Annotated in this window: 15 protein-coding genes and 3 tRNA genes; 7 read left to right on the top strand and 11 right to left on the bottom strand. The window is 56.2% G+C overall.

Features of this window, described 5'->3' with window-relative positions; genetic code table 11:
• Positions 1-131: 131 nt before the first annotated feature.
• A complete protein-coding gene (locus AC3WS9_RS08615; protein WP_492487782.1) occupies positions 132-635 on the top strand; it encodes a non-heme ferritin-like protein in 504 nt (167 codons plus the stop codon).
• 148 nt (positions 636-783) lie between these two features.
• Positions 784-2,127: an anaerobic C4-dicarboxylate transporter gene (locus AC3WS9_RS08610; RefSeq protein ID WP_095282432.1), complete on the top strand. Its 1,344-nt coding sequence runs from the start codon at positions 784-786 to the stop codon at positions 2,125-2,127.
• 97 nt (positions 2,128-2,224) lie between these two features.
• Here AC3WS9_RS08610 and AC3WS9_RS08605 read toward each other — a convergent pair whose 3' ends face one another.
• Together AC3WS9_RS08605 and azuC are read right to left on the bottom strand one after the other, a co-directional pair.
• A complete protein-coding gene (locus tag AC3WS9_RS08605; RefSeq protein WP_095282433.1) occupies positions 2,225-2,476 on the bottom strand; it encodes a DUF2766 family protein in 252 nt (83 codons plus the stop codon).
• 108 nt (positions 2,477-2,584) lie between these two features.
• Positions 2,585-2,668: a stress response protein AzuC gene (gene azuC, locus AC3WS9_RS08600; RefSeq protein ID WP_014832437.1), complete on the bottom strand. Its 84-nt coding sequence runs from the start codon at positions 2,666-2,668 to the stop codon at positions 2,585-2,587.
• Between the two features lie 213 nt (positions 2,669-2,881).
• Between azuC and AC3WS9_RS08595 the strand changes: the two genes are divergently transcribed.
• On the top strand, positions 2,882-4,300 hold the full coding sequence (locus AC3WS9_RS08595; RefSeq protein WP_492487779.1) for an MFS transporter: 1,419 nt from the start codon (positions 2,882-2,884) through the stop codon (positions 4,298-4,300).
• 103 nt (positions 4,301-4,403) lie between these two features.
• Here AC3WS9_RS08595 and AC3WS9_RS08590 read toward each other — a convergent pair whose 3' ends face one another.
• Complete coding sequence (locus AC3WS9_RS08590) at positions 4,404-5,042, bottom strand: RpiB/LacA/LacB family sugar-phosphate isomerase (RefSeq protein WP_282495439.1); 639 nt, start codon at positions 5,040-5,042, stop codon at positions 4,404-4,406.
• A gap of 246 nt (positions 5,043-5,288) precedes the next feature.
• Between AC3WS9_RS08590 and AC3WS9_RS08585 the strand changes: the two genes are divergently transcribed.
• The 4 genes from AC3WS9_RS08585 (at position 5,289) to tyrP (ending at position 10,051) form a co-directional block, all read left to right on the top strand.
• Positions 5,289-7,469: an HD domain-containing phosphohydrolase gene (locus tag AC3WS9_RS08585; protein WP_285157139.1), complete on the top strand. Its 2,181-nt coding sequence runs from the start codon at positions 5,289-5,291 to the stop codon at positions 7,467-7,469.
• 104 nt (positions 7,470-7,573) lie between these two features.
• Positions 7,574-7,912 carry a YecR family lipoprotein gene (gene yecR, locus AC3WS9_RS08580; RefSeq protein WP_492487776.1) on the top strand — a complete coding sequence of 113 codons (339 nt, stop codon included), beginning with the start codon at positions 7,574-7,576 and terminating at the stop codon, positions 7,910-7,912.
• Positions 7,913-8,115: 203 nt separating this feature from the next.
• Entirely contained in the window at positions 8,116-8,613 is a 498-nt protein-coding gene (gene ftnA / locus AC3WS9_RS08575; protein ID WP_282495436.1) for a non-heme ferritin, read from the top strand.
• 226 nt (positions 8,614-8,839) lie between these two features.
• Positions 8,840-10,051 (top strand): tyrosine transporter TyrP, encoded by a 1,212-nt coding sequence (tyrP, locus tag AC3WS9_RS08570; protein WP_492487774.1) that lies wholly within the window; start codon positions 8,840-8,842, stop codon positions 10,049-10,051.
• 513 nt (positions 10,052-10,564) lie between these two features.
• On the opposite strand, the gene AC3WS9_RS08565 is transcribed toward tyrP, so the two are convergent.
• The 8 genes from AC3WS9_RS08565 to pgsA all read right to left on the bottom strand — a co-directional run bounded on the left by AC3WS9_RS08565 (position 10,565) and on the right by pgsA (position 21,328).
• Positions 10,565-11,233, bottom strand: coding sequence for a YecA/YgfB family protein (locus AC3WS9_RS08565; RefSeq protein WP_282495434.1), 669 nt, complete (start codon positions 11,231-11,233; stop codon positions 10,565-10,567).
• Between the two features lie 46 nt (positions 11,234-11,279).
• Positions 11,280-12,593, bottom strand: a complete 1,314-nt coding sequence (locus tag AC3WS9_RS08560) for an HlyD family type I secretion periplasmic adaptor subunit (protein ID WP_285154906.1) — start codon at positions 12,591-12,593, stop codon at positions 11,280-11,282.
• Positions 12,593-14,335 (bottom strand): type I secretion system permease/ATPase, encoded by a 1,743-nt coding sequence (locus AC3WS9_RS08555; protein ID WP_492487771.1) that lies wholly within the window; start codon positions 14,333-14,335, stop codon positions 12,593-12,595. The genes AC3WS9_RS08560 and AC3WS9_RS08555 overlap by 1 nt, the downstream gene beginning before the upstream one ends.
• Before the next feature lie 60 nt (positions 14,336-14,395).
• Positions 14,396-19,675, bottom strand: a complete 5,280-nt coding sequence (locus AC3WS9_RS08550) for a peroxidase family protein (RefSeq protein WP_492487769.1) — start codon at positions 19,673-19,675, stop codon at positions 14,396-14,398.
• 653 nt (positions 19,676-20,328) lie between these two features.
• Positions 20,329-20,414 (bottom strand) — tRNA-Leu (locus AC3WS9_RS08545).
• Positions 20,415-20,426: 12 nt separating this feature from the next.
• A tRNA-Cys gene (locus tag AC3WS9_RS08540) sits at positions 20,427-20,500 on the bottom strand.
• Between the two features lie 53 nt (positions 20,501-20,553).
• A tRNA-Gly gene (locus tag AC3WS9_RS08535) sits at positions 20,554-20,629 on the bottom strand.
• A gap of 150 nt (positions 20,630-20,779) precedes the next feature.
• On the bottom strand, positions 20,780-21,328 hold the full coding sequence (gene pgsA, locus AC3WS9_RS08530; RefSeq protein ID WP_095282446.1) for a CDP-diacylglycerol--glycerol-3-phosphate 3-phosphatidyltransferase: 549 nt from the start codon (positions 21,326-21,328) through the stop codon (positions 20,780-20,782).
• Between the last annotated feature and the right edge of the window lie 25 nt (positions 21,329-21,353).

Below are 21,353 nucleotides of genomic sequence, written 5' to 3'. Positions count from 1 at the left end.
GTGGATCACAGTTCGGTATTTTTGAGAAATAGCATTGAAATCAAAGGAAATGAAAAGCTGGTCACATTAAGACGATACTGAACGGCTTTATTCTGGTGTTAATCATCCCTCCCCGAAATAAGGACATTATAATGACGACTTCAGGAATGATTCAGAAACTCAACACCCAGATGAACCTCGAGTTCAACGCCTCCAACCTCTATTTGCAGCTGAGCGACTGGTGTTCCGAGCACAGCCTCAACGGTACCGCCACCTTCCTGCGCACCCAGGCGCAAAGCAATATCACCCAGATGATGCGGGTCTTCGAATATATGAAACAGGCCGGGGCCAACCCGATTGTTAAAGCCCGTGTGGTTTCCGAAGAGTCCTGCTCATCGCTGGAAGAGCTGTTCCAGAAAACCCTCGAAGAGTATGAGCAGCGCTGTACCATGCTGAAAACCCTCGCCGGAGAAGCCAAAGCGCTGCACGACGACGACACCCTCGACTTCCTGCGCGATATGGGGAAAGAGCAGCAGCAGGATGGCCTGCTGCTGAAAACCATTCTCGACGAGGTACGCAGTGCCAGACGCGCCGGTCTGTGCATGACCCAGACGGACCAACATCTGCTGAATCTGGTGAACTTTCAGCAGCACTGAAACCGTTTCGTATTACGGGAATTGTTAATTAATAGTTATCAAGTCATTGCTTTAATTGAATTTTAACAAATCAGATCTGGCTCCCAACCCATAACCTTACAAAGTGAAATGATTTAATTCATTTCACTTTGACTGACGAGGGAGCTTCATGATCACCATCGAGTTTATTGTCATTATTCTCTGCCTGCTGGTGGGAACGCGGTTTGGCGGGATGGGCCTTGGGCTGATAAGCGGTATCGGCCTTTTCATTTTAAGCTTTGTGTTTGGACTACAGCCCGGCAAACCGCCGGTGGACGTGATGCTGACGATCCTCGCGGTCATCGGCTGCGCCGCGACGCTGCAAACCGCCGGTGGTCTGAATGTGATGATGCAGTTTGCGGAGCGCTTGCTCAGGAAACACCCCCAGCACATCACCCTCCTCGCGCCGTTCACCACCTGGATGCTGACCTTTCTGTGCGGCACCGGCCACGTGGTTTACACCATGTTTCCAATCATCGCGGATATCGCGCTGAAAAAAGGGATTCGCCCGGAACGCCCGATGGCGGTGGCCTCCATCGCTTCGCAGATGGCGATTACCGCCTCGCCCGTCTCCGTTGCCGTGGTGTCGCTGGTGTCGATCATTGGCGCTCAGCACGGGGTGGGTCAGGCGTGGGGGATTCTGGAGATTTTAGCCGTCTCGGTTCCCGCCTCGCTGTTTGGCGTGATGATCGCCGCCCTCTGGAGCCTGCGCCGTGGGAAAGATCTGGCGGATGACGCCGAATTTCAGGAAAAACTCACCGACCCGAAACAGCGTGAATTTATCTATGGCAGCACCGAAACCCTGATGAACCAGCGCTTCCCGAAACAGGCCTACTGGTCGACGTGGATTTTCTTCGCCGGGATCGCCGTGGTGGTTCTGCTGGGTGCCCTGCCCGATTTGCGCCCTGCGTTTGAAATCAAAGGCAAAATGACGGCGCTGTCGATGAACCTCGTGATCCAGATGATGATGCTGATCGCCGGTGCGGTGATGCTGATTGCCTGTAAGGTTAACGCCTCCGCCATTTCGAACGGCGCGGTGTTTAAAGCGGGAATGGTGGCGATTTTCTCGGTGTTCGGCGTCGCGTGGATGAGCGATACCTTTTTCCAGGCGCACCTCGATGAGTTGAAAATGGCGCTGGAAGGCGTGGTGAAGAGTCATCCGTGGACCTACGCTATCGTGCTGTTCCTGGTCTCCAAACTGGTGAACAGCCAGGCCGCGGCTCTCACCGCCGTCGCGCCGATGGGATTGATGCTGGGCATCGAACCGAAAATGCTGATTGCGTTTTTCCCGGCCTCTTACGGTTACTTCGTGCTGCCGACGTATCCCAGCGATCTGGCCTGTATCGGCTTTGACCGCTCCGGTACCACCAAAATCGGCAAGTTCATTATCAACCACAGCTTCATTCTGCCAGGCCTTATCGGCGTGAGCTGCGCCTGTGCCGCCAGCTATCTGCTGGTGCAGACCTTCTTCTAAGCGTCATGCGCTGCCGGGCCTACGGGGTTTTGTAGGCCGGGTAAGCGAAGCGCCACCCGGCAAAAACCTGTTCCAAAATTCAAAACATCGGTTTATTTTAGTGTGACTCACCCTGCGGTGTGAACTTGAGTTCGATAAGCGCAATGGCTTTTTGAATGGCGCGAAGCGTAACGGGATCCGCTGCAGCAGGATGGCTGGTGAAATCGATGTTTTTCAGTTGGGTGGACATTTTTTCCCGCACTTCGGTCGGGGTGATAACGTCTAACACATCCAGGATTTGTTTGATGACCAACTGGCACGCGACGACGTCAGACACCAGTTCCTGATCGGCGCTCAGATTTTGAGACATAGGAAGCTCCTTCAATAAAGAGCGCTATAGTAGCAAAACCACGGCCCTTTCATCTTCCCTCTCGTCGAACGCAGGCATAAAAAAACCTGCCGAAGCAGGTTTTTTTCATCAGAACATTGCGCCTGGCGGTACGTCTTTGAACGTATTGCAGTAGTTAGCCCACATGCTTTTCAGGATTTTGCGCAGTTTCATTTGATGCTCCGGTAATGTGTTATGCAGGTGTTATTGTCTATCCGCATATAATATGACCAGCATCACAAAAATCAACGGTTATGTGACGCACATCACGGTTACAAAATCAGCAATGCTGCGAGATTGTTATAAAAACACAAGACAAATCCGCGGGTTAGGAACTTATAAGTTCCAGTAAATTTTTATAAAATTTTTTGATATGGCAGGGTAAAAATGAGTGAAAACATCACCGGAAAAGAGAGCCGCGGTTTGTCTCCTGCGGCGCTGCTGGTTGCCGGGGCGTTCTTTATGGAGTTTCTCGACGGTACGGTGATTGCCACCGCGCTGCCCGATATGGCGAAAAGCTTTGGCGTGCAGGCCGTGGATCTGAACATCGGTATCAGCGCGTATCTGATTACCCTGGCGGTGCTGATCCCCGCCAGCGGCTGGATTGCCGACCGCTTTGGCGCGCGCAAAGTCTTCGCCGTGGCGCTGGCAATCTTCACTCTCGCCTCCGTGCTGTGCGGGCTGTCTACCACGGTCGATCAGTTTGTCGCCATGCGCGTGCTGCAGGGGATGGGCGGCGCGCTGATGGTTCCGGTCGGGCGTCTTGCCGTGCTGCGCACGACGCCCAAACATCAGCTCATCACCGCCATCGCCACCCTCACCTGGCCCGCGCTGGTGGCTCCGATCATCGGTCCACCACTCGGCGGGTTTATCACCAGCTACGCCGACTGGCGCTGGATCTTCTTTAGTAATGTGCCGCTCGGGATGCTGGCGATTATTCTGGCGCTGCGCATCATTCCCGACCTGCACGACGACGCGCGCCGTCCCTTTGATACACCCGGTTTTATCGCCACCACCATTGCGATGGTGAGCCTGGTGTACGCCATGGAGTCGATGGGAGCGCAGCATCCGGAAGGGCTTTTCACCGTGGGGCTGCTGGCGGTCGGCGTGGTGACGCTCATCTACGCCCTGCGCCATTTTCAGCGCGCCGAGTGGCCGATGATTCGCCTCGACGCTCTGCAGGTTACGACGTTTCGCGTGACGATGTACGGCGGGTCGCTGTTCCGCGCCTCTATCAGCGCCGTGCCTTTCCTGCTGCCGCTGATGTTTCAGGTCGGGTTTGGCATGGACGCGTTCCACTCCGGTCTGCTGGTGTTGGCGGTGTTTGTCGGCAACCTGACGATCAAACCCGCGACCACGCCGCTGATTCGCCGCCTTGGTTTTCGAAAGCTGCTGCTGATCAACGGGGCGTTAAACGTTCTGTCGCTGCTGGCCTGCGCGATTATCTCGCCGCAAACGCCGGTCTGGCTGATCATGCTGATTCTCTATCTGGGCGGCGTGTTCCGCTCGATTCAGTTTACGGCGGTGAGTACCCTGGCTTTTGCGGACGTGCCGTCGGCACAGATGAGCTACGCCAACACGCTGTTTTCCACGGCCACACAGCTGGCGGTGGGGCTTGGGATCACGCTGGGGGCGATAGGGATTCGTATCGGGGAAAAGCTCGGGAGTGTTCTGGGTATCACCGATGTGCCGGGGATCAGCTTCCGCCTGGCCTTTGTCGCCATCGCGCTGATTTGTCTGGTGGGGATGGTGGATACGTTGCGGCTGACGAAGGATGCAGGAAGCGCGGTGTCGAATAAGCGCTAAATGCGGCCATTAAAATCGCCCGGCGGCACTTCGTTTGCACGGGCCTACGGGGTGTTGTAGGCCGGGTAAGCGCAGCGCCACCCGGCAAAAATCAGACCACAGATTACCCAACGATACCGCGAACAAAGGCTTCGATCTCTTTGTCCTGACAGTTTTCGAAGAAACACTGCTGGAAGCGCTGGCCGGAAACCGCGGTTTTCACCAGTTCAGGATCGATGGCGCGCAGAGTATCCAGATAGTTCTCTTTCACCACGGCGGCTTTCACCTGGTTCAGAATACCGGCGTTACGCACCTGCGGCTCTTTACGCTCTGGCGGATAACCTTCGCCTTTGCGGCCCGTAAAGGCTTTTTCGAAGATGAAGCGCACGTTCAGCTCTGCGCCCCAGCCGAAGCCTTTGGCGAATGGCAGGGAGAGCGCGTTACCGTTGTTGATCTGCGCAAACAGGAAGGCATCTGCCGGGTCGATACAGTAGCCGCAAATCACGCCCGGATGGATGTTCAGAGACATCAGCGCGCCCTGCCCGGTACCGCAGCCGGTCACCACGAAGTCAACGGCCTTCGCATTCAGCAGGATGCTGGCCATAATACCCAGATGGATATAGGTCAGGTGGTGATCGTTCTCATCACTCATCCCGACGTTATAGACCGGGAAGCCCTTCTCATCGACAACGGATTTAAGTTCGTTGAGGATAGTGGCGTTTTTACCGGCCTGGCTGTTTTCCATCATCAGTGCAATTTTCATTCTTCATCTCCTGAATGCGTTGCGGGTTTTGCCGCCAAAGATAGCGAATCCACCCAACCTTACTATCTAACAAACGCACTTTCAAATTAACTGAAAAAATGTTTTAAAAAACGAAAGGCGCTTCACAATTTCGACTCTTCACGCGGAAATAGCGTGCTTATGCACAAACTTAAGAAATCTCTACTCACGAATCTGGCTGTTAGCTAGACTGCTTTTTAAAAGACTATAAAAATCCTTTGGGGAACAATGGTGAATATGCGCCGCCGGACGCTTCGCATCACATCGCTTTTCTGGATACTTATCCTCGCGGCCCTGGTCTGGGCCCGAGCCGCTTTTGCCCAGCCCGCTGCCGAAACCCACGCCATTCCCGTCTGGATTTATGACGCCGACAGCTTTGAATTCTGGCGCTCGCCGCAGGGCGAGTTACAGGGTTTTTATCCGGAACTGGTGCGCGCCATTAATGAAAAATATGGCACCCGTCTGGAACTCACGCCGGTCAGCGGCCCCGAGATCGGCCAGCGTTTTAACCGCGATATCTACGGCGTGTATGCGGGCGTGCTCAGAACCGAAGCCCGCGCCCGGACCAAAATTCTCTCCTCGCAGCTGTTCAATAATGAAGTGGTGGCCGCCAGCCCGAGCATGTCCGTGAATACGGTTGAAGAGCTGGCGAATGCCCGCGTGCTGTTTCGCCAGAACGACGCCACTCTGGAAAGCGTGCAGAAGCGTTATCCGGAGCTGAAATTCCGCTCGCTGTATCTGGTCGCCAGCAGCGAAGAGGCGTTCCGTTTGCTGAGCGAGCACAAGGCGGATTTCTACATTAATGACGCCAGCGAGATGGAAAACACCCAGCGCTATTATCTGATCTCCCGCCCCTTTCCCGAACTGCGTATTCCGGTGGTGCTGGCCTTCAGCCCGGAGCTGAAAGATCTGCGTGAAAAGGTGAATGCGTTTCTCGGCGAGTGGTATCGCAGTGGGGAGATGTACAAGGCGCTGGAAGAGAGCAAGCGCCACTACCTCCTCAGTCGGATTTCCATCTCAAAAGAGGAGCGCGCGTGGCTTACGAACAACCGCCTGCAAATCTGGCTGCCGAAAAATGAGAACTTTGCGCCGGTGGTCTGGAAGGACGATCGCGGCTATCAGGGAACTGCCATCAATATGATCAAGGACATGCGCGACCTGCTGGGCATGGAAGTGGATGTCCATTTTATCGATCACTATGCCGACGCGCTGAGGCAGCAGCGCTGGCCGGTCCGCCTGGTTAATGTCGCGGAAACCACCGATCCCGAGCATGCCGCTGGCCGCATCGGGCCGGATGTGGCGTGGCATAACGTTTACTACAACCGTATCAAGCAGCCTTTCCTGTGGGATGAAGAGAGTATCCGCAGCCAGCGCGTGGGCGTGCTGGAGGGATCCTTCGCGGCCCGCTATCTGCAAAATCGCTTTGGCAGCGACGTGGTGATCGTCACCCGACACAGCGTAAACGGGCTTATCGACGCGATGGAGAACAATAAAGTCGACTTCATTCTGGGGGATCTGAGTTCGCTGGAATCGACCCTGCGAGGCAATGAACTGTTTCGCGGTGTGCTGAAAGTCGCGGGCGTCACCCGCAGCGAATTCATCGTCGGCCCCTGGGTTCAGCCCGATCATCCGCTGTACCACTTGCTGACTCAGGTTAACCGCCTGTCGAGCTTCCGCACTCAGCTGGAACGTCATGAGGTGCACGAATTCTTCCCGGCGCTCACCAAAAACACCTTAAAAATTATCAGCGTGATTCTCTTCGTCACCGTACTTTTTAGTATTGGGATGCTGTTCATGATGCGTCGGCATATAAAAGAGAGCCGCCTGGTGAACCGCAATATTGTGCAGGCCCTGGAGAAGGTGAATCGCGCCCACGACGATGAAACCGGAAGTCATATTCAGCGCGTGGCGAAATATTGCGGAATGATGGCGCGGGAACTGAATCTGTCGCGCAAAATGATGACAGAGATCGAACATTTTGCGTCGCTGCACGACGTCGGGAAAATTGCGGTGCCGGACAGGATCCTGCGCAAGCAAGGCCCGCTGACGGAACAAGAGTTCAGCGAGATGAAACTGCACACCACCAAGGGCTATATGATTATTCAGGGCCTGGGGCTCGGCCCGGTGGCGGAAAACATCATTCACTTCCATCATGAGAAATGGGACGGGAGCGGCTATCCTGAAGGGCTGCGCGGAGAAAATATTCCGCTCGAAGCGCGCATTCTGGCGCTGGCAGATGTGTACGACGCCCTGCGGCAAAAGCGCGTCTATAAACCCGGATTCAGCCATGAGCAGGCTTGCGAAGTGATTTTTGAGGGTGCCGGAAAACACTTTGATCCGCAGCTGATCGCCCTGTTCCGCCAGCACCATCTGAAATTCCGCATGATCTTCGACAGTCTCGCCGACTAAATCATGCCGTTGTGAAGAGAAAGGGAAATTCGTCCGGCTATTCCAGGCATTGTCTGGCTTATCAGACAGTAAGATAACCTGTTTACATCAGATCAGGGCGAGATATGAAGAGAGTATTCGTTGCAGGATTAGTGCTGCTCCTCACGGGCTGCACGGTCACCCGCCAGGCGCAGGTGAGCAATGCCGATGCGACTGGCGGCGTGGTCCGGCTGGATTACGGTCAGCCAATTTTCCAGAATGCCCGTTACGATGACTACGTCACCAACGGGACCGCCACGCGCGAGTGTCAGAGCATGGGCTTCGCGACCGCCTCTTTCTACGGCCAGCCGATTAAAACCTGTAGCCTGTTCAGCGGGTCGGTTTGCCTTAACCAGACCGTCACCATTCAGTACAAATGCATGGGCTATGCGGTGAATCCTGCGGCGACGCAAACCTACTATTAATAATAGTGCTGCCAGTATTATTCTGGCAGCTTATTTAATACGAAGCGAAACCATTCTCATTAAAATATAAATAAGCGCCAATGCGTTTTATTCCCATTCGTATTTTTAATAAATAATATACTTATTTTACCTTTTGCAAATAATTAAATAACAAATTATAGTGACGCCCTGACTGACTAATAATAATTTCCCGGAGCTGCGCTATGCTGAAAACTGAAATGATCGATAAGCTCAACGAACAAATGAACCTTGAGCTTTTTTCATCCCTGCTTTATCAACAGATGAGTGCCTGGTGCAGCTACCACAGCTTTGAAGGCGCGGCTGCGTTTCTGCGTCGCCACGCTCAGGAAGAGATGACGCACATGCAGCGTCTGTTCGATTATCTCTCTGACACCGGCAGCCTGCCTCGCATCAACCCGGTTGCGTCTCCGTTTGCCGAGTACGCCTCTCTGGACGAACTGTTCCGCGCCACTTACGAACACGAACAGCTGATCACCCAGAAAATTAACGAACTGACTCACGCGGCGATGGTGGCTCAGGATTATCCGACCTTTAATTTCCTGCAATGGTATGTTGCAGAGCAGCACGAAGAAGAGAAACTGTTTAAATCCGTACTCGATAAATTATCGCTGGCGGGTAAATCAGGCGAAGGTCTGTACTTTATTGATAAAGAGTTGTCGACTCTCGACACACAGAAATAAAGTTTCGGGGAGCCTTCTGGCTCCCTTTTTTTATTGGCGATAGATTTTACTTTCGTGCGTTGAAAACCCCCGCTTCCCCCCCTTGATAAAATTCCCTCTCGCCGCCTGCTTCAACCCTGTAAAAATTCCATTACACCCCTTGTAACGGGGATTTGACGAGGTTGCGCTTTTGTCTTACTCTGCGCCGCAGATTAGGTTGCGATTAGCGGTTGTGGTAGAGGAAAGCGTGAAGAACAGAACACTGGGAAGTATTTTTATCGTCGCAGGTACGACGATTGGCGCAGGAATGCTGGCGATGCCACTGGCCGCCGCGGGCGTCGGATTTAGCGTGACGCTGGTGCTGTTGGGTTGCCTGTGGGCGTTGATGTGTTACACCGCCCTGCTGTTGCTGGAAGTGTATCAGCACGTTCCGGCGGATACGGGCCTCGGCTCGCTGGCCGCGCGCTATCTCGGCCGCTACGGTCAGTGGATCACCGGTTTTAGCATGATGTTCCTGATGTATGCCCTGACAGCGGCGTACATGAGCGGCGCAGGCGAGCTGATTGCATCGAGCGTCAACGACTGGTTTGGCACGGATATCTCTCCGGCCACCGGCGTTGTCTTCTTTACCCTGATTGGCGGCGGCGTAGTGTGCGTCGGCACATCGCTGGTCGATCTGTTTAACCGTTTTCTGTTCACCGCCAAGATTATTTTCCTGGTGGTGATGCTGGCCCTGCTGGCTCCGCACGTTCACAAAGTGAATCTGCTGACGCTGCCTTTGCAACAGGGTCTGGCGCTTTCCGCGATCCCCGTGATTTTCACCTCCTTCGGCTTCCACGGCAGCGTGCCGAGCATCGTCAGCTATATGAATGGCGATATCCGTAAGCTGCGTCGCGTGTTTATTATCGGCAGTGCGATCCCGCTGATTGCCTATATTTTCTGGCAGCTGGTGACGCTCGGCAGCATTGGCTCATCGACCTTTATGGGCTTAATGGCCGATCGCTCGGGTCTGAACGGATTCCTGCAGGCGTTACGTGAAGTGGTGGCCTCGCCGCACGTTGAGCTGGCGGTGCATCTGTTTGCCGATCTGGCGCTGGCCACCTCCTTCCTCGGCGTGGCGCTGGGGTTGTTCGATTATCTGGCGGATCTGTTCCAGCGTAATCGCTCCGTCGGCGGACGCATTCAGACGGGACTGATCACCTTCCTGCCACCGCTGGCCTTCGCACTGTTCTATCCGCGCGGATTTGTGATGGCGCTGGGTTACGCGGGCGTGGCGCTGGCGGTGCTGGCGCTGCTGCTCCCTTCCCTGCTGGCATGGAAAAGCCGCCAGCAGCATCCGGATTCGGGTTATCGGGTGTGGGGCGGGAAGCCGTTGTTAGCTCTGGTGTTTGTGTGTGGGATTGGGGTGATTTTGGTGCAGTTTTTGATTGTGGCGGGATTACTGCCCGAAGTGGGCTAAAACCGCCCGGCGGCGCTTCGCTTGCACGGGCCTACAGGGTTTTGTTTATTCATAATCACTACACTCTCCCATAAAGACGAAATGAAATGTTGCATTGGGCACCGGTGTGGGTCCCCGCTGAAATCGGCGAACCGGAGGCCGGATGACAAGGGCTGGACGCCAGGGATGGCGGCCAGAGGCGAAACGAGACAGGACAAAATTGCCGGGAGCAATTTTGAACAGCGCTTGCGCTGGCCCCGGAGGGGCGAGTCCCATGGATGGGACGAGTAATCACGAGTCGAGCCGACCGCAGGCAGCAGGCCGGGAGGTGAGCGCAGTGCGAAGCACCGATTTCATGGCGGGGCGCGGGGATTGAAAAGGGGGCCGCGCAGCCCCCTTTTCACGTTCACAGGTTATCGAGTGATTATATTCCGCTGAACATAAGGTGAACGGAACAATTCCACCCATTTCTCAAAGGAGCTTTTGAACCATAGTTTTGTAGGCCGGGTAAGCGCAGCGCCACCCGGCAGGATTTTAATGCAGGCAGCAGCTCTTAAACTTCTTCCCGCTCCCGCATGGGCACGGATCGTTACGTCCCACTTTGGTCCCGTTGACGATCGGTTTTTGTGACAACGGCTGCTGCGGATTCGCCAGCCAGTAGTTGTACAAACGAATCGCCGCCGGACGGATGCTGTCCACGCTCGCTTGGTACTCGTCTTCTGTCATCTCTTCGACGAGGTCGACGTTCTCTTCCGTACCGTGCAGGGCAATCACCGCCAGATCCGGCTTCAGCTCTTCCGGCAGCGTGGACCAGTCGGTCAGCGCCATGCCGCGCATGTAGCCGTAGCACCACTCTTCTACAACGGTGTAAGTTTTACCCTCGACTTCGTTCTCGCCAAACACCGGCTCAAACTGGTCAGGGTAATCGCTCAGGCGCTCGGCGATATCGTTCATGTGCTTAAAGCAGAGATCGATAAAGCGGTGCATTTCGCGGTCGTTTTTCCAGCGTGGAATGTACTTTTGCCCGCCCCACGCGGCCACCAGCCAGGTGTCGGGTTCGACGACGATCGGACCGGACAACACCGCGGTCAACATGCCGTCGAGTTCGGAAACGTCAATCACCGACGCTTCTTCGTGACCGTAGGACATCAACGTCTCTTCCAGCCACTCCAGTTCGTTTTCAGATAATGGGCCTTCAGTCATTGCTGATACTCCTGAAAAAAAGAAAAGGAGCTTACCACACTTCAGGCTAGTACTCTTTAAATGCCAGTTCCAGGCGGGCAATGAGCGGTTTAAACAGATAGCTCATCAGGGTGCGCTCACCGGTTTTGATGGTCACGCTGGCGGGCATCCCGGCTTTGATTTTGTAGTCGCCGAGCAAATGCACGCCCTGCGGGCTGACCTGCACTTCTGCCAGATAATAGGGCTGCTGGGTCACTTTATCGATCAGCCTGTCCGCCGAAACCGTTAAAACACGCGCGGGAACCGAAGGCAGCAGCGCATGGTTCAGCGCCGGGAACAGCACATCCACCGTCAGCCCCGGCACCATTTTATCGATGGCATGCACCGGGATTTTAGCGTCGATCTGCAGCGGCTGATTGGCCGAGACAATATCCATCAGATGTTCGCCGGGCTGGATTACGCCCCCAACGGTGCTGACTTTCACGTCCAGCACAATCCCGTCAATCGGCGAGCGAATCTCAGTGTTTTCCAGCTCATGGCGGGTAGAGGCTAGCTCATCCTCCAGCGTCGCGACATCTTTCTGATTCACGGTCAGCTCAGATTCCACCTCGCGGATAAACTGATGCTGCACCTGATACGCTTTAATTTTTAACTCATTCTGCTGGGATTTCAGTTTGGCGATATTGAGAATATCTTCCGACACGCTGCTGGAAATCTCCGCCGCCTCGCGCTCCAGCACCAGCAGCTGCGCTTTCGGGTAGTAATTTTTTGCGCTCAGCGATCTGAGTGTGCCTAACTCGCGGTTGATCAGGGTGAACTGATGCTCACGATAGCCTTTAATTTTGTTGAGATTTTCCGTCTGCCCGGCCAGACCGTCGAGCGTCTCCTGGATCATCGACAGCTCATCCTGAATGGTTTTTTTGCGCGTCTCGAAGAGCTTTTCCTGCAGGCGACGGACTTCCGTCAGACGTTTATTGCCCGCAAAATGCTGCGTCAGCGCGTCGCTAAAGGCGATCGATTCCAGCCCGTCGCGCTCGGCCAGCAGCCGATCTTCGACGGTTTTCGCCGCAATATACTGCGCACTGAGCGCGCTGTAGCGCATATCGAGCTGGATTTTATCCAGCCGCACCAGAACCTGATCCTTTTTAACCGTCTCGCCCTCTTTGATAAAAATATCCGTTACCCGCCCGCCGCTTAAATGCTGGATGGTTTTGCGGTTGCTCGACACCGTCACCGTCCCGTCAGCCACCACACCGGCATCCAGCGGAGCCTGAACCGCCCAGAGCAAAAAGCCGCCTACGCCGAGCACAATGACCAGAATGCCCCGCAGCAGCGGCGGCCAGATATTGGTATCAACGGTATTATCCTGATTCTTTTTCATCACAATGCCTCGCGTTGCGGTTCACTTTGCGGTGCAGAAGCGGTGGCCACCGGTTTGAGAATGTTGGCCTGGCGCAGATTGGCGATCACCTGTTCGCGGGTGCCGAACTCCTGAATGGTCCCTTCGTTGAGCAGCAGGATTTTGTTCACCACGCCCAGCAGCGTCGGGCGATGGGAGATGATCACCACCGTCTGGCCCTGGGTTCTGAGGGTGTTGATCGCCTGGATAAGGGCATATTCCCCGGCATCGTCGAGGCTGGCGTTGGGCTCATCCAGCACCAGAAAAGCCGGATTGTTATAGACCGCGCGCGCCAGGCCGATGCGCTGGCGCTGCCCGCCGGAGAGCTGATATCCGTGCGCCCCCAGCGGCGTGTCGTACCCTTCCGGCAGGCGCAAAATCATCTCGTGTACCCCGGCCAGCATGGCCGCAGCGACGATCGGCTGACTGTCACTTTGCGTGAAACGGGCGATATTTTGCGCGATAGTCCCGTCGAACAGCTCGACATCCTGCGGCAGATAGCCGATGGCCGGGCCGAGCAGGGCTTTGTCCCACTGGCAAATATCTGCCCCGTCAATGCGCACTTTCCCCGACAGGGGCGCCCAGACGCCAACCAGCAGTTTTGCCAGCGAGGTTTTCCCCGACGCCGACGGGCCGATAATCCCCAGCACTTCCCCCTGCTCCAGCTGGAAGGAGATATTGCGCAGAACCGGCGTCTTTTGGCCCGGAGGCGCGGCAAATACCGCTTCGACGCTGATATTTCCTTTCGGACGGGGCAGCGTCAAAATATCTTTCGGCGTCGGGTAGTCGCTCAGAAGGTGGGACAGCTGACGCCAGGCGTGGCGGAACTGCACAAACTGCTTCCAGTTGCCGATCACCTGTTCGACCGGATTGAGCACGCGGCCAAGAATAATCGAGGCGGCGATCATCAGCCCTGGGGTAATTTCCCCGGCGATCACCAGCAGCGCCCCCGCGCCCAGCGCTACGGATTGCAGCAGGATGCGCACGAAGCGGCTCAGGCTGCTCAGCCCCGCCGTTTTGTCGGCAATCTGGGTCTGGATCACCAGGGATTTGCTGTGCTGTTCCAGCCAGTGATTTTTCAGAGTCGAGAGCATCCCCATCGCTTCAATGGTGTCGCAGTTTTGCAGCTGTTTATTCAGCTTGCTGGTGTTATTGATGGTTAAGGCGTGCGCCTGCTGAATCGGCTTTTTGGTGGTTAATTCGGTCATCAGCGTCAGGGCAAATAAAATCACAATCCCGCCGACGGACAAATATCCCAGCAGTGGATGCACCAGAAAGGCGATGAATAAATAAAAAGGGGTCCAGGGAATATCCAGCAGCGCAAAGATACTGTTCCCGGAAAGAAACTGGCGTACCTGGGCTAAATCCGCAATGGCCTGCGCGGGATTATTATCTCCGGTGGCAATTCGCCGTTTAAAGGTGGCATTAAAAATAAGCTGATTGAGTTTCACATCCAGTCGGTTGCCGAGGCGCGTCATGACGCTGGAGCGGGCAAATTCAATCATCGAAATAACCGTGTACAGGCCGACGATTAATAAGGTGAGCATGAGCAAAGTGGTGGTATTTTTGCTGACCAGCACCCTGTCGTAAACCTGCAACATATAGATGGCCGGAGCCAGCATCAGAATATTGATCGTGCTGCTAAAAAACAGCAGCATGAGAAATACCGGACGCGTGCCTTTTAAAGCCGTATTCATTTCCGTAGACGGATGCGGGCGCGGCATAAGCCTCTCCTTATTTGTGCGATGAGCGACGGCCATTCTCATGGCCGTCGCAGCAGGAGGTTATAAAATGAAGTCGGTCACATTGACGGTGCTGGCGGTGACGCCTGCTAACGTAATGACGTTATTATCAATGGTGATGACCGCATCGCCGCCGCTGGCCGCAATCGCCACGCGACTGCCGAAGTTCCCTGCGGTGATACCCAGCAGACTGATATCAATAAGATCCTGACCGCCGCGCAAGTCGCTGTCGAAGCCGGTCACGCGGTCCCGACCGAAACCGGCCGCAAACGCGAACCGGTCGTCGCCTGTCCCGCCGTCGAGGGCATCGTTCCCCGCGCCGCCGGAGAGGATATCGTCGCCAATCCCGCCGGAGAGCACGTCGTCATTCGCACCCCCGCTCAGGTTGTCATTCCCGTTAGCGCCCACGAGGTTATCGTTCCCGTCGCCGCCGTCGAGAATGTCGTTGCCGATCCCGCCCTGCAACAGGTCATTCCCGCCCAGGCCCGAGAGCCTGTCGTTCCCCGAACCGCCGGTGATGGTGTTAGCCAGCGCATTCCCCGTGCCGGTGAAATTGCCCTGCCCGGTGAAGACCAGCACTTCCACGTTTTCGGCCATCACGTAGCTGGCCAGCGCGGTGCGGACGGTGTCCGTTCCGGCGTTAAGCCCCTCCGTCACCACGTCTGCGGCGTTATCGACGATATAGAGATCGTCGCCAGCGCCACCGGCCATGATGTCCGCGCCCGTCCCGCCATCGAGCTCGTCGTTGCCGGCATCACCGTTGAGGGTATCCTGACCGGCACCACCATCCAGGTCGTCGTTGCCCGCCCCGCCGTTCAGCAGATCGTCCCCTGCCTGACCGAGTAAGGTGTCATTCCCCCCTTCGCCGTTGATGATGTCGCTCCACGCCGTACCCACCAGCGTGTTCGCCGCGTTATTCCCCGTCACCATATCGCCGATAGGCTGAGTCGCGGCGGACGTCAGCACCACCGGCGGGTTGCCCTCGTCATCGACGACGGTGACCACCACCTGCAGTGCGCGGCCAATCATCGCCTGACCGGGGGTGTACGTCGCGGCGGTAGCCCCGGCGATATTCACGAACCCGTTGCCCTGGCTCATTCTCCACTGGTAGCTGAAATTCCCGCCCGTCAGTCCGTCGCTGTCGGCAATCCCCGAGACAATCGCCGTCAGCGTGACGCTTTCCGTTGGCGTTGAATCGCTAATCACCGGTGCGCCGGTGGTGGGCTGATCGCGCACCTGAACGGCGCCGGTTTGCGCGGAGACCAGCCGTTCGGCATCGCCCATACGGTCGGTGAAGCTGGCAATCACCCGCAGCGGCGCACCCAGAATGCCGCCCGGCACGCGGAAGGTTTCGCCATTGGCCTGATCGCGCCATTGCCCGCCCACCAGCGCCTGCCAGGTCAGCACAATCGGGGCATTCGCCGCGATGCCATTCCCGTCCTGCAGGTCCGTCAGACTGACGCGCAGCAGATCGCCTACTTCCGGCGTGGAATCGGTGATTGCGAGGTTGCCGGTAGCGGCCTGGGCCGTCACCCACAGCTGCTCGCCGTTGCCGAACTCCACTTTTTCGATATGCAGCAGGCGATCGACGCCGTCGTTAAACGCCAGCCCGGCCGCAGGCGTGGCGTGGTTCACCGTCAGGCTGCCGTCAGCGTTGCGGTTGAAGAGGTAGTTACTGCTGAGATCGCGATAGACCGCCACGTCCGTCGCGGTGCCTGCCCCCTCCTGCAAAATTTCACGCACGATGGAGAGCTGATTCGGTTTCAGAGTTCCGGCCAGCATCAGGGATTTCAGCTCGTTCATGCTGTCGGCGCTGGTCAGCCCTGGCATGCCGGAGACCGCGATACGCACGTTCAGCCAGGCGTCGCCGTCGATAATGTCATTCCCGGATTTGCCCGTGATGCGGTCGCTGCCGCCCCCGCCAAGGAGAATGTCGCCGCCGGTATCGGGGTTAAAGACCACCGCATTCGGATCCGCGAGGCGCTGTCCGCCGACAATGCTCTGCAAACCGGCGATCCTGTCGACGCCTTCCTGCGTGAGGTTATTGGACAGCGGTACGCCCTGAACCGGCGCGGTCCCGACCGGCTGCTCCGTGCCGGTTAAGACATCGTCAAACTTCCAGCCTGACAGCCCTTCCACCAGGTCAAAGCGATCGCGCAGGATGAACTCCTGTTGGTTGACGAAGATCGGAATGCCCAGATCCGAGTTGGCCGCGTTGGGGTCGCCTTTGTGGATCGCCCAGTCGAAACCGGCCATGCCGTTGTTACGCTGGATGCCAGCGCCCTGCACCATGATGTCGTCGCCCGCTTCGCCGTCGTAGTCCGTGTCGTTACCCTGACCGTTGAGGACGTCGTGCCCGACTATGGTGCTGTTGAAGAACAGCTCGGAGTTTTCACCGGTCAGGGAGTCAAACCCGTCGCCGCCCTCCAGCCAGTCGTCGCCTTCGTTACCCAGCAGTGCGTCACCGCCGGAGCCGCCGAGGACGAAGTCGTTGTCGCGTCCGGCGAAGACCTCCTGCGCATCTTCGCCGACAACGATGAAATCACTTCCGCTGCCGCCGAAGATCAGATCGTTGCCGTTGCCCGAGAAGATAACGTCGTGGCCTGCATCGCCGTGGAGGAAATCGGCCCCACCGATTGGCGTACCGGTATCGGTGATAATGTCGTTCCCGTCACCGCCGTGAACCACGTCCGCCTCGTCGCCGCCGTCCAGACGGTCATCGCCGGCATCGCCCCACAGGCTGTCGATCCCTTTCCCGCCGATGAGCGTGTCATTCCCCGCCGAGCCGCCGAGCACCACGTGCCCGTCACCGGTGTATTTCAGATACGCCCCGTCGGCTGCGCCATCCCCGTCCACATCCGGCCCGGCCGCGCGCCGCACCACTAGCGGGAAGAGCAGATCTTTCAGCGCATTCCCCCACTTCGGATCGGCATGGGTTTGCAGGGCTTTATCGACCTCAAAGGTGTAATCCGGGGTCTGGAACAGGTGGGCGGGCAGATGAGAAGATCCCGCATCGCCCAGATCGCTGTTACGCATCACCAGCGCCGAGAAGGAGTTGCCCTCCAGCTCGTTGAGCAGGTTCAGCCCCTGCACGCGGCTCAGGTAGTAGAAACGGTCGCCGTCCTGCAACATCTCCATCTGGGTTTCAAACACGAAGTTGAAGGTGGAGCCGAGCATGCCGCCAAACTCATTTTTGCGCTCTGCCAGCCCGCCAATCCAGAAGTCGACCAGGTTCAGCCCGGTCTCTTTGGTAGCCCACGCCCCGGTTCCCATGAAGAAATCCAGCGCATCGGCGCGGGCGGGATCGTCAGCATCGCCAAACAGCAGGAAGTTCACCGCATCGCGCTTGCCTTCGATGGTGGTGGCGTTGCGAATCAGATCGTGCTGGCCGTAGGCGGCCATAAAGTTGATGATCGACGCCGGGTTTTTCAGGAACGAGGCGAAGTCGCCCCAGCTGGTGTATGGCCTGAGTTCGCTGTTGCCGGTTAATTCAAAGAACTGCTCTCGGGCCTGATTCAGGGTCGGCATGAGCGTATCGCGCCCACGCGCCAGGTTGAGCGCGCCGAGATCCAGCGGCAGCCCGACCAGATTATTGCGCAGCGCATCGGTGATAAATTCATCAATTTCGTTGCCGACCTGACGGGTCATCCCGCGCACAATCGCCCCTACCGCCTGCTCGGTGGAGATAGTCTGGCCGTTGAGCTCGTGGAATGCGACCGGGTTCAGGAAGGCTTCGATAAGCCCGATATCGTCGCTTTGCATCTCCTCATCGGTACGCGCGACGGTCTCGGTGAGCATCGAGTGGCCAAAGCGGTACACCACGTGGGCGAACTCGGCGAAAATCGCCGGGTTGATGTCCGCGCTGTTGGAGAAGACGAACGGATCGACCGCCGGTTGCACGGCGCGGGCGAACTCTTCAAACACCAGATGCTGGTACTCCATCTCCGTCGCAAAACGCCCCGCCTGGAAGAGATACTCCCCGTTCCATTGCAGCGTGCTGGTATCAGCCGGGATTTCGGTGATCTGGTGATTCGGCAGCAGCCACTGGTTGATAAGCGTAATGTCATTGCTTTCGAGAATGGTGGTTTTGTACTGCTCGACCAGGCGGTTGTGTTCGCTGTGGAACACGGAATGCACGGCGGTCAGGCCGATATTCTCGTTCCCGCGTCCGTCCCCGGTAATAAAGTGGCGGTCGAGGAGTTCGTCATCATAGGTTCCGGCGGTCTGCGCGTTGCCGGTTTCCGTATCGTCATCCGCCACCAGGCCCGCTTTTGGCACTGCGGTGTGGGCGATATCGTCGAGGAAGGCGTGGCCGGTGCGGATAGTGTCTGCTGGCAGAACATCCCCGTTGGCCTCCACCAGGCCGTGCGCGGTGACGATCTGCACTTTACCGTTGTCGCTCAAGATCAGGTTGCCATAGCGGTCCGTTGCCAGCAGCGGAACGTTGAACACATCCTGATCCGTCAGCTTAATCCCCAGCAGGGTTTCAGCCTGATGTTTCACGTCTGCCCAGGTGGCCAGCCCGCCGCCCGCGCCTTCCAGCAGATTTCCGGTTGGCTCCGGTTTACCGTCAACCATCGCATATTCGCGGATAAAAATTTGATGGGAAGGATGGGAGGTATAGGTCTGGTTCTGATCGATAAACGGCGTGGTGATGTTGGTGGTGTTGTGGTTGGCGTCGACCTGAGCGCGGGTGAGCAGCATGAAGTTGGTCGGCGAGCCCTCGACGAATAACGGGTCGTCCGGCATGAGCGGGATAAAGACAATCCCGTTCCCGGCTTTGGGGATCAAATCCAGACCGTGGTCAAAGAACTGGCCGAAGAAGGTCATCCAGCCGTTGAACGCCGGTGACAGGCCGATATCCGGCGATAAATTGGGGATAGATAAACTGCCATTGTCCGACACCGTGCCGCCGCCGGGGGCGTCCGCGAGTCCGTCATGGGCCTCCTGCGCGGCGGGGTTGGAGGCGGTCTGGTCCGAGATCAGGTTACTGATGATGCGCGGGTCGGCGTCCACCACCATCTGATTCGGGTTGAGAATCAGATACTTTTGCAGCGCTTGCAGATCGTTTAAATCCAGCGTCACCAGCCTGGGCATCGTTTGATCGGCAGCCCCGTTGAGCTCCTGTCCCGGCAGCAGGTTGTTCCAGGAGCCGTCCACGGTACGAAGCCCATAGGGCAACAGCGGGCTGGAGACCAGTTCGCGCAGCAGCTCGCCATTAACCGACCCGTCAGGATTGGTTGCCGCTTCCGATATTTTGATCTGCTGCAGAATAAACGCCAGATCGTGCAGCGTGACGGTAAAATCATATTGCGTAGCCATAATCATTACCTCTGTTTATTAAGCTATCATCATCCGTTTCCGCCACGGCGCTGCCGCAACAGATAAAGAATGATCCTCATCAGATAGAATTAATCACCTTAAGGTCGTCGATCGCTGAAGTCCGTTTACGTTTTAAGCACAACAAGCCAGACCCTGAATCCGTAATGCGGGGAGGAATTATCCTGTCAGATTTATTTTCCCAATGGAAAACCGGGAATAAATACCGTGCTTTTATATTCGGCTAATGAATGATTAATAACTCAGTCAGATTGTATTTTCACAAAGGTAATATATTAGTGAGGCTTAACTGTCATTTCAGCTTTAATTTAAGATGACAGTTTTGTTATGGTCATAACTATGGAGGGTGCTTTGTTTCCTCACCTCATACTTTCTGCTGAAACCATTACCCCCCTCTCTAAGCTTTTTTCTGAACACTGACGCGTGCCATCGTTTTATTTATTCTTTCTTATGCCGGGCATTTCAGCTCATATTTTCGCCAGTTACTCAGTATTAAAATAGCGTGAGATTAATAAGCGTTGAAATGAATAAGTGAGGATGAGAAGAGTGGAAACGGGGGAGAGATAAAAACAAAAAAACCACCCGAGGGTGGTTTCACGACACTGCTTATTGCTTTGATTATTCTTGTTTTCCCATGGTACCCGGAACGAGACTTGAACTCGTACAGCCTATGGCCGAGGGATTTTAAATCCCTTGTGTCTACCGATTCCACCATCCGGGCTCGGGAAGAAATTGGAGGCGCGTTCCGGAGTCGAACCGGACTAGACGGATTTGCAATCCGCTACATAACCGCTTTGCTAACGCGCCTTAAATCTTTGTGGTCTTCCGACCTGCACCCGCAAACTGCCGATGCTTAAATTTGGAGCGGGAAACGAGACTCGAACTCGCGACCCCGACCTTGGCAAGGTCGTGCTCTACCAACTGAGCTATTCCCGCATGTCACCAAGTTATTTGTAATCACTTGATTTCATTATCGTCCGGCTGACTGTGCCGCCGTTCGATGCGTTGCATTCTACTTATATGACGATTTGAGTCAACGTTAATTTTGCTTCCCTGGATCGTTTGCTGAAAATTACGCCGAAACGATCACTGATCAAGCAGATCGCCGCGTGAGGCGTTCAGGTATTGCAGCATGGACCACAGCGTCAGCACCGCAGCGACCCACAGCAAGCCGATTCCCGCCCACTCGACCCAGGCGTTCGGACGCCACAGCATCCACACCAGAGACGCCATCTGCGCCGTGGTTTTGACTTTACCAATCCAGGAGACCGCCACGCTGCTGCGTTTACCTAACTCCGCCATCCACTCGCGCAGGGCGGAGATAATAATTTCTCGGCCAATCATCGTCGCCGCCGGCAGCGTCACCCACCAGGTGTGGTAATGCTCTGCCACCAGCACCATCGCAATGGCGACCATCACTTTATCGGCAACAGGATCGAGGAAAGCACCGAAACGCGTGCTCTGGTTCCAGCGACGCGCCAGATAGCCATCAAACCAGTCGGTCACCGCGGCCACAAGGAAGATCAGCGCACATACAAAAGGAGCCCAGGTGAATGGCATGTAAAAAGCCAGCACAAAGAACGGGATAAGTACGACGCGAAAAAGCGTGAGCAACGTAGGGATGTTAAATCGCATAGTGACGGTAACTGTCTGTTGTCAG

Source organism: Lelliottia sp. EB106-05-01-XG201 (genome assembly GCF_058791735.1).
Note: the sequence above shows the minus strand (reverse complement) of the source record. Positions and strands in the feature narration are given on the sequence as shown.

Coding starts and splice junctions, on each gene's coding strand:
- AC3WS9_RS08615 (WP_492487782.1), top strand. CDS start 132: ATGACGACTTCAGGAATGATTCAGAAACTCAACACCCAGATGAACCTC.
- AC3WS9_RS08610 (WP_095282432.1), top strand. CDS start 784: ATGATCACCATCGAGTTTATTGTCATTATTCTCTGCCTGCTGGTGGGA.
- AC3WS9_RS08605 (WP_095282433.1), bottom strand. CDS start 2,476: ATGTCTCAAAATCTGAGCGCCGATCAGGAACTGGTGTCTGACGTCGTC.
- azuC (WP_014832437.1), bottom strand. CDS start 2,668: ATGAAACTGCGCAAAATCCTGAAAAGCATGTGGGCTAACTACTGCAAT.
- AC3WS9_RS08595 (WP_492487779.1), top strand. CDS start 2,882: ATGAGTGAAAACATCACCGGAAAAGAGAGCCGCGGTTTGTCTCCTGCG.
- AC3WS9_RS08590 (WP_282495439.1), bottom strand. CDS start 5,042: ATGAAAATTGCACTGATGATGGAAAACAGCCAGGCCGGTAAAAACGCC.
- AC3WS9_RS08585 (WP_285157139.1), top strand. CDS start 5,289: ATGGTGAATATGCGCCGCCGGACGCTTCGCATCACATCGCTTTTCTGG.
- yecR (WP_492487776.1), top strand. CDS start 7,574: ATGAAGAGAGTATTCGTTGCAGGATTAGTGCTGCTCCTCACGGGCTGC.
- ftnA (WP_282495436.1), top strand. CDS start 8,116: ATGCTGAAAACTGAAATGATCGATAAGCTCAACGAACAAATGAACCTT.
- AC3WS9_RS08565 (WP_282495434.1), bottom strand. CDS start 11,233: ATGACTGAAGGCCCATTATCTGAAAACGAACTGGAGTGGCTGGAAGAG.
- AC3WS9_RS08560 (WP_285154906.1), bottom strand. CDS start 12,593: ATGAAAAAGAATCAGGATAATACCGTTGATACCAATATCTGGCCGCCG.
- AC3WS9_RS08555 (WP_492487771.1), bottom strand. CDS start 14,335: ATGCCGCGCCCGCATCCGTCTACGGAAATGAATACGGCTTTAAAAGGC.
- AC3WS9_RS08550 (WP_492487769.1), bottom strand. CDS start 19,675: ATGGCTACGCAATATGATTTTACCGTCACGCTGCACGATCTGGCGTTT.
- pgsA (WP_095282446.1), bottom strand. CDS start 21,328: ATGCGATTTAACATCCCTACGTTGCTCACGCTTTTTCGCGTCGTACTT.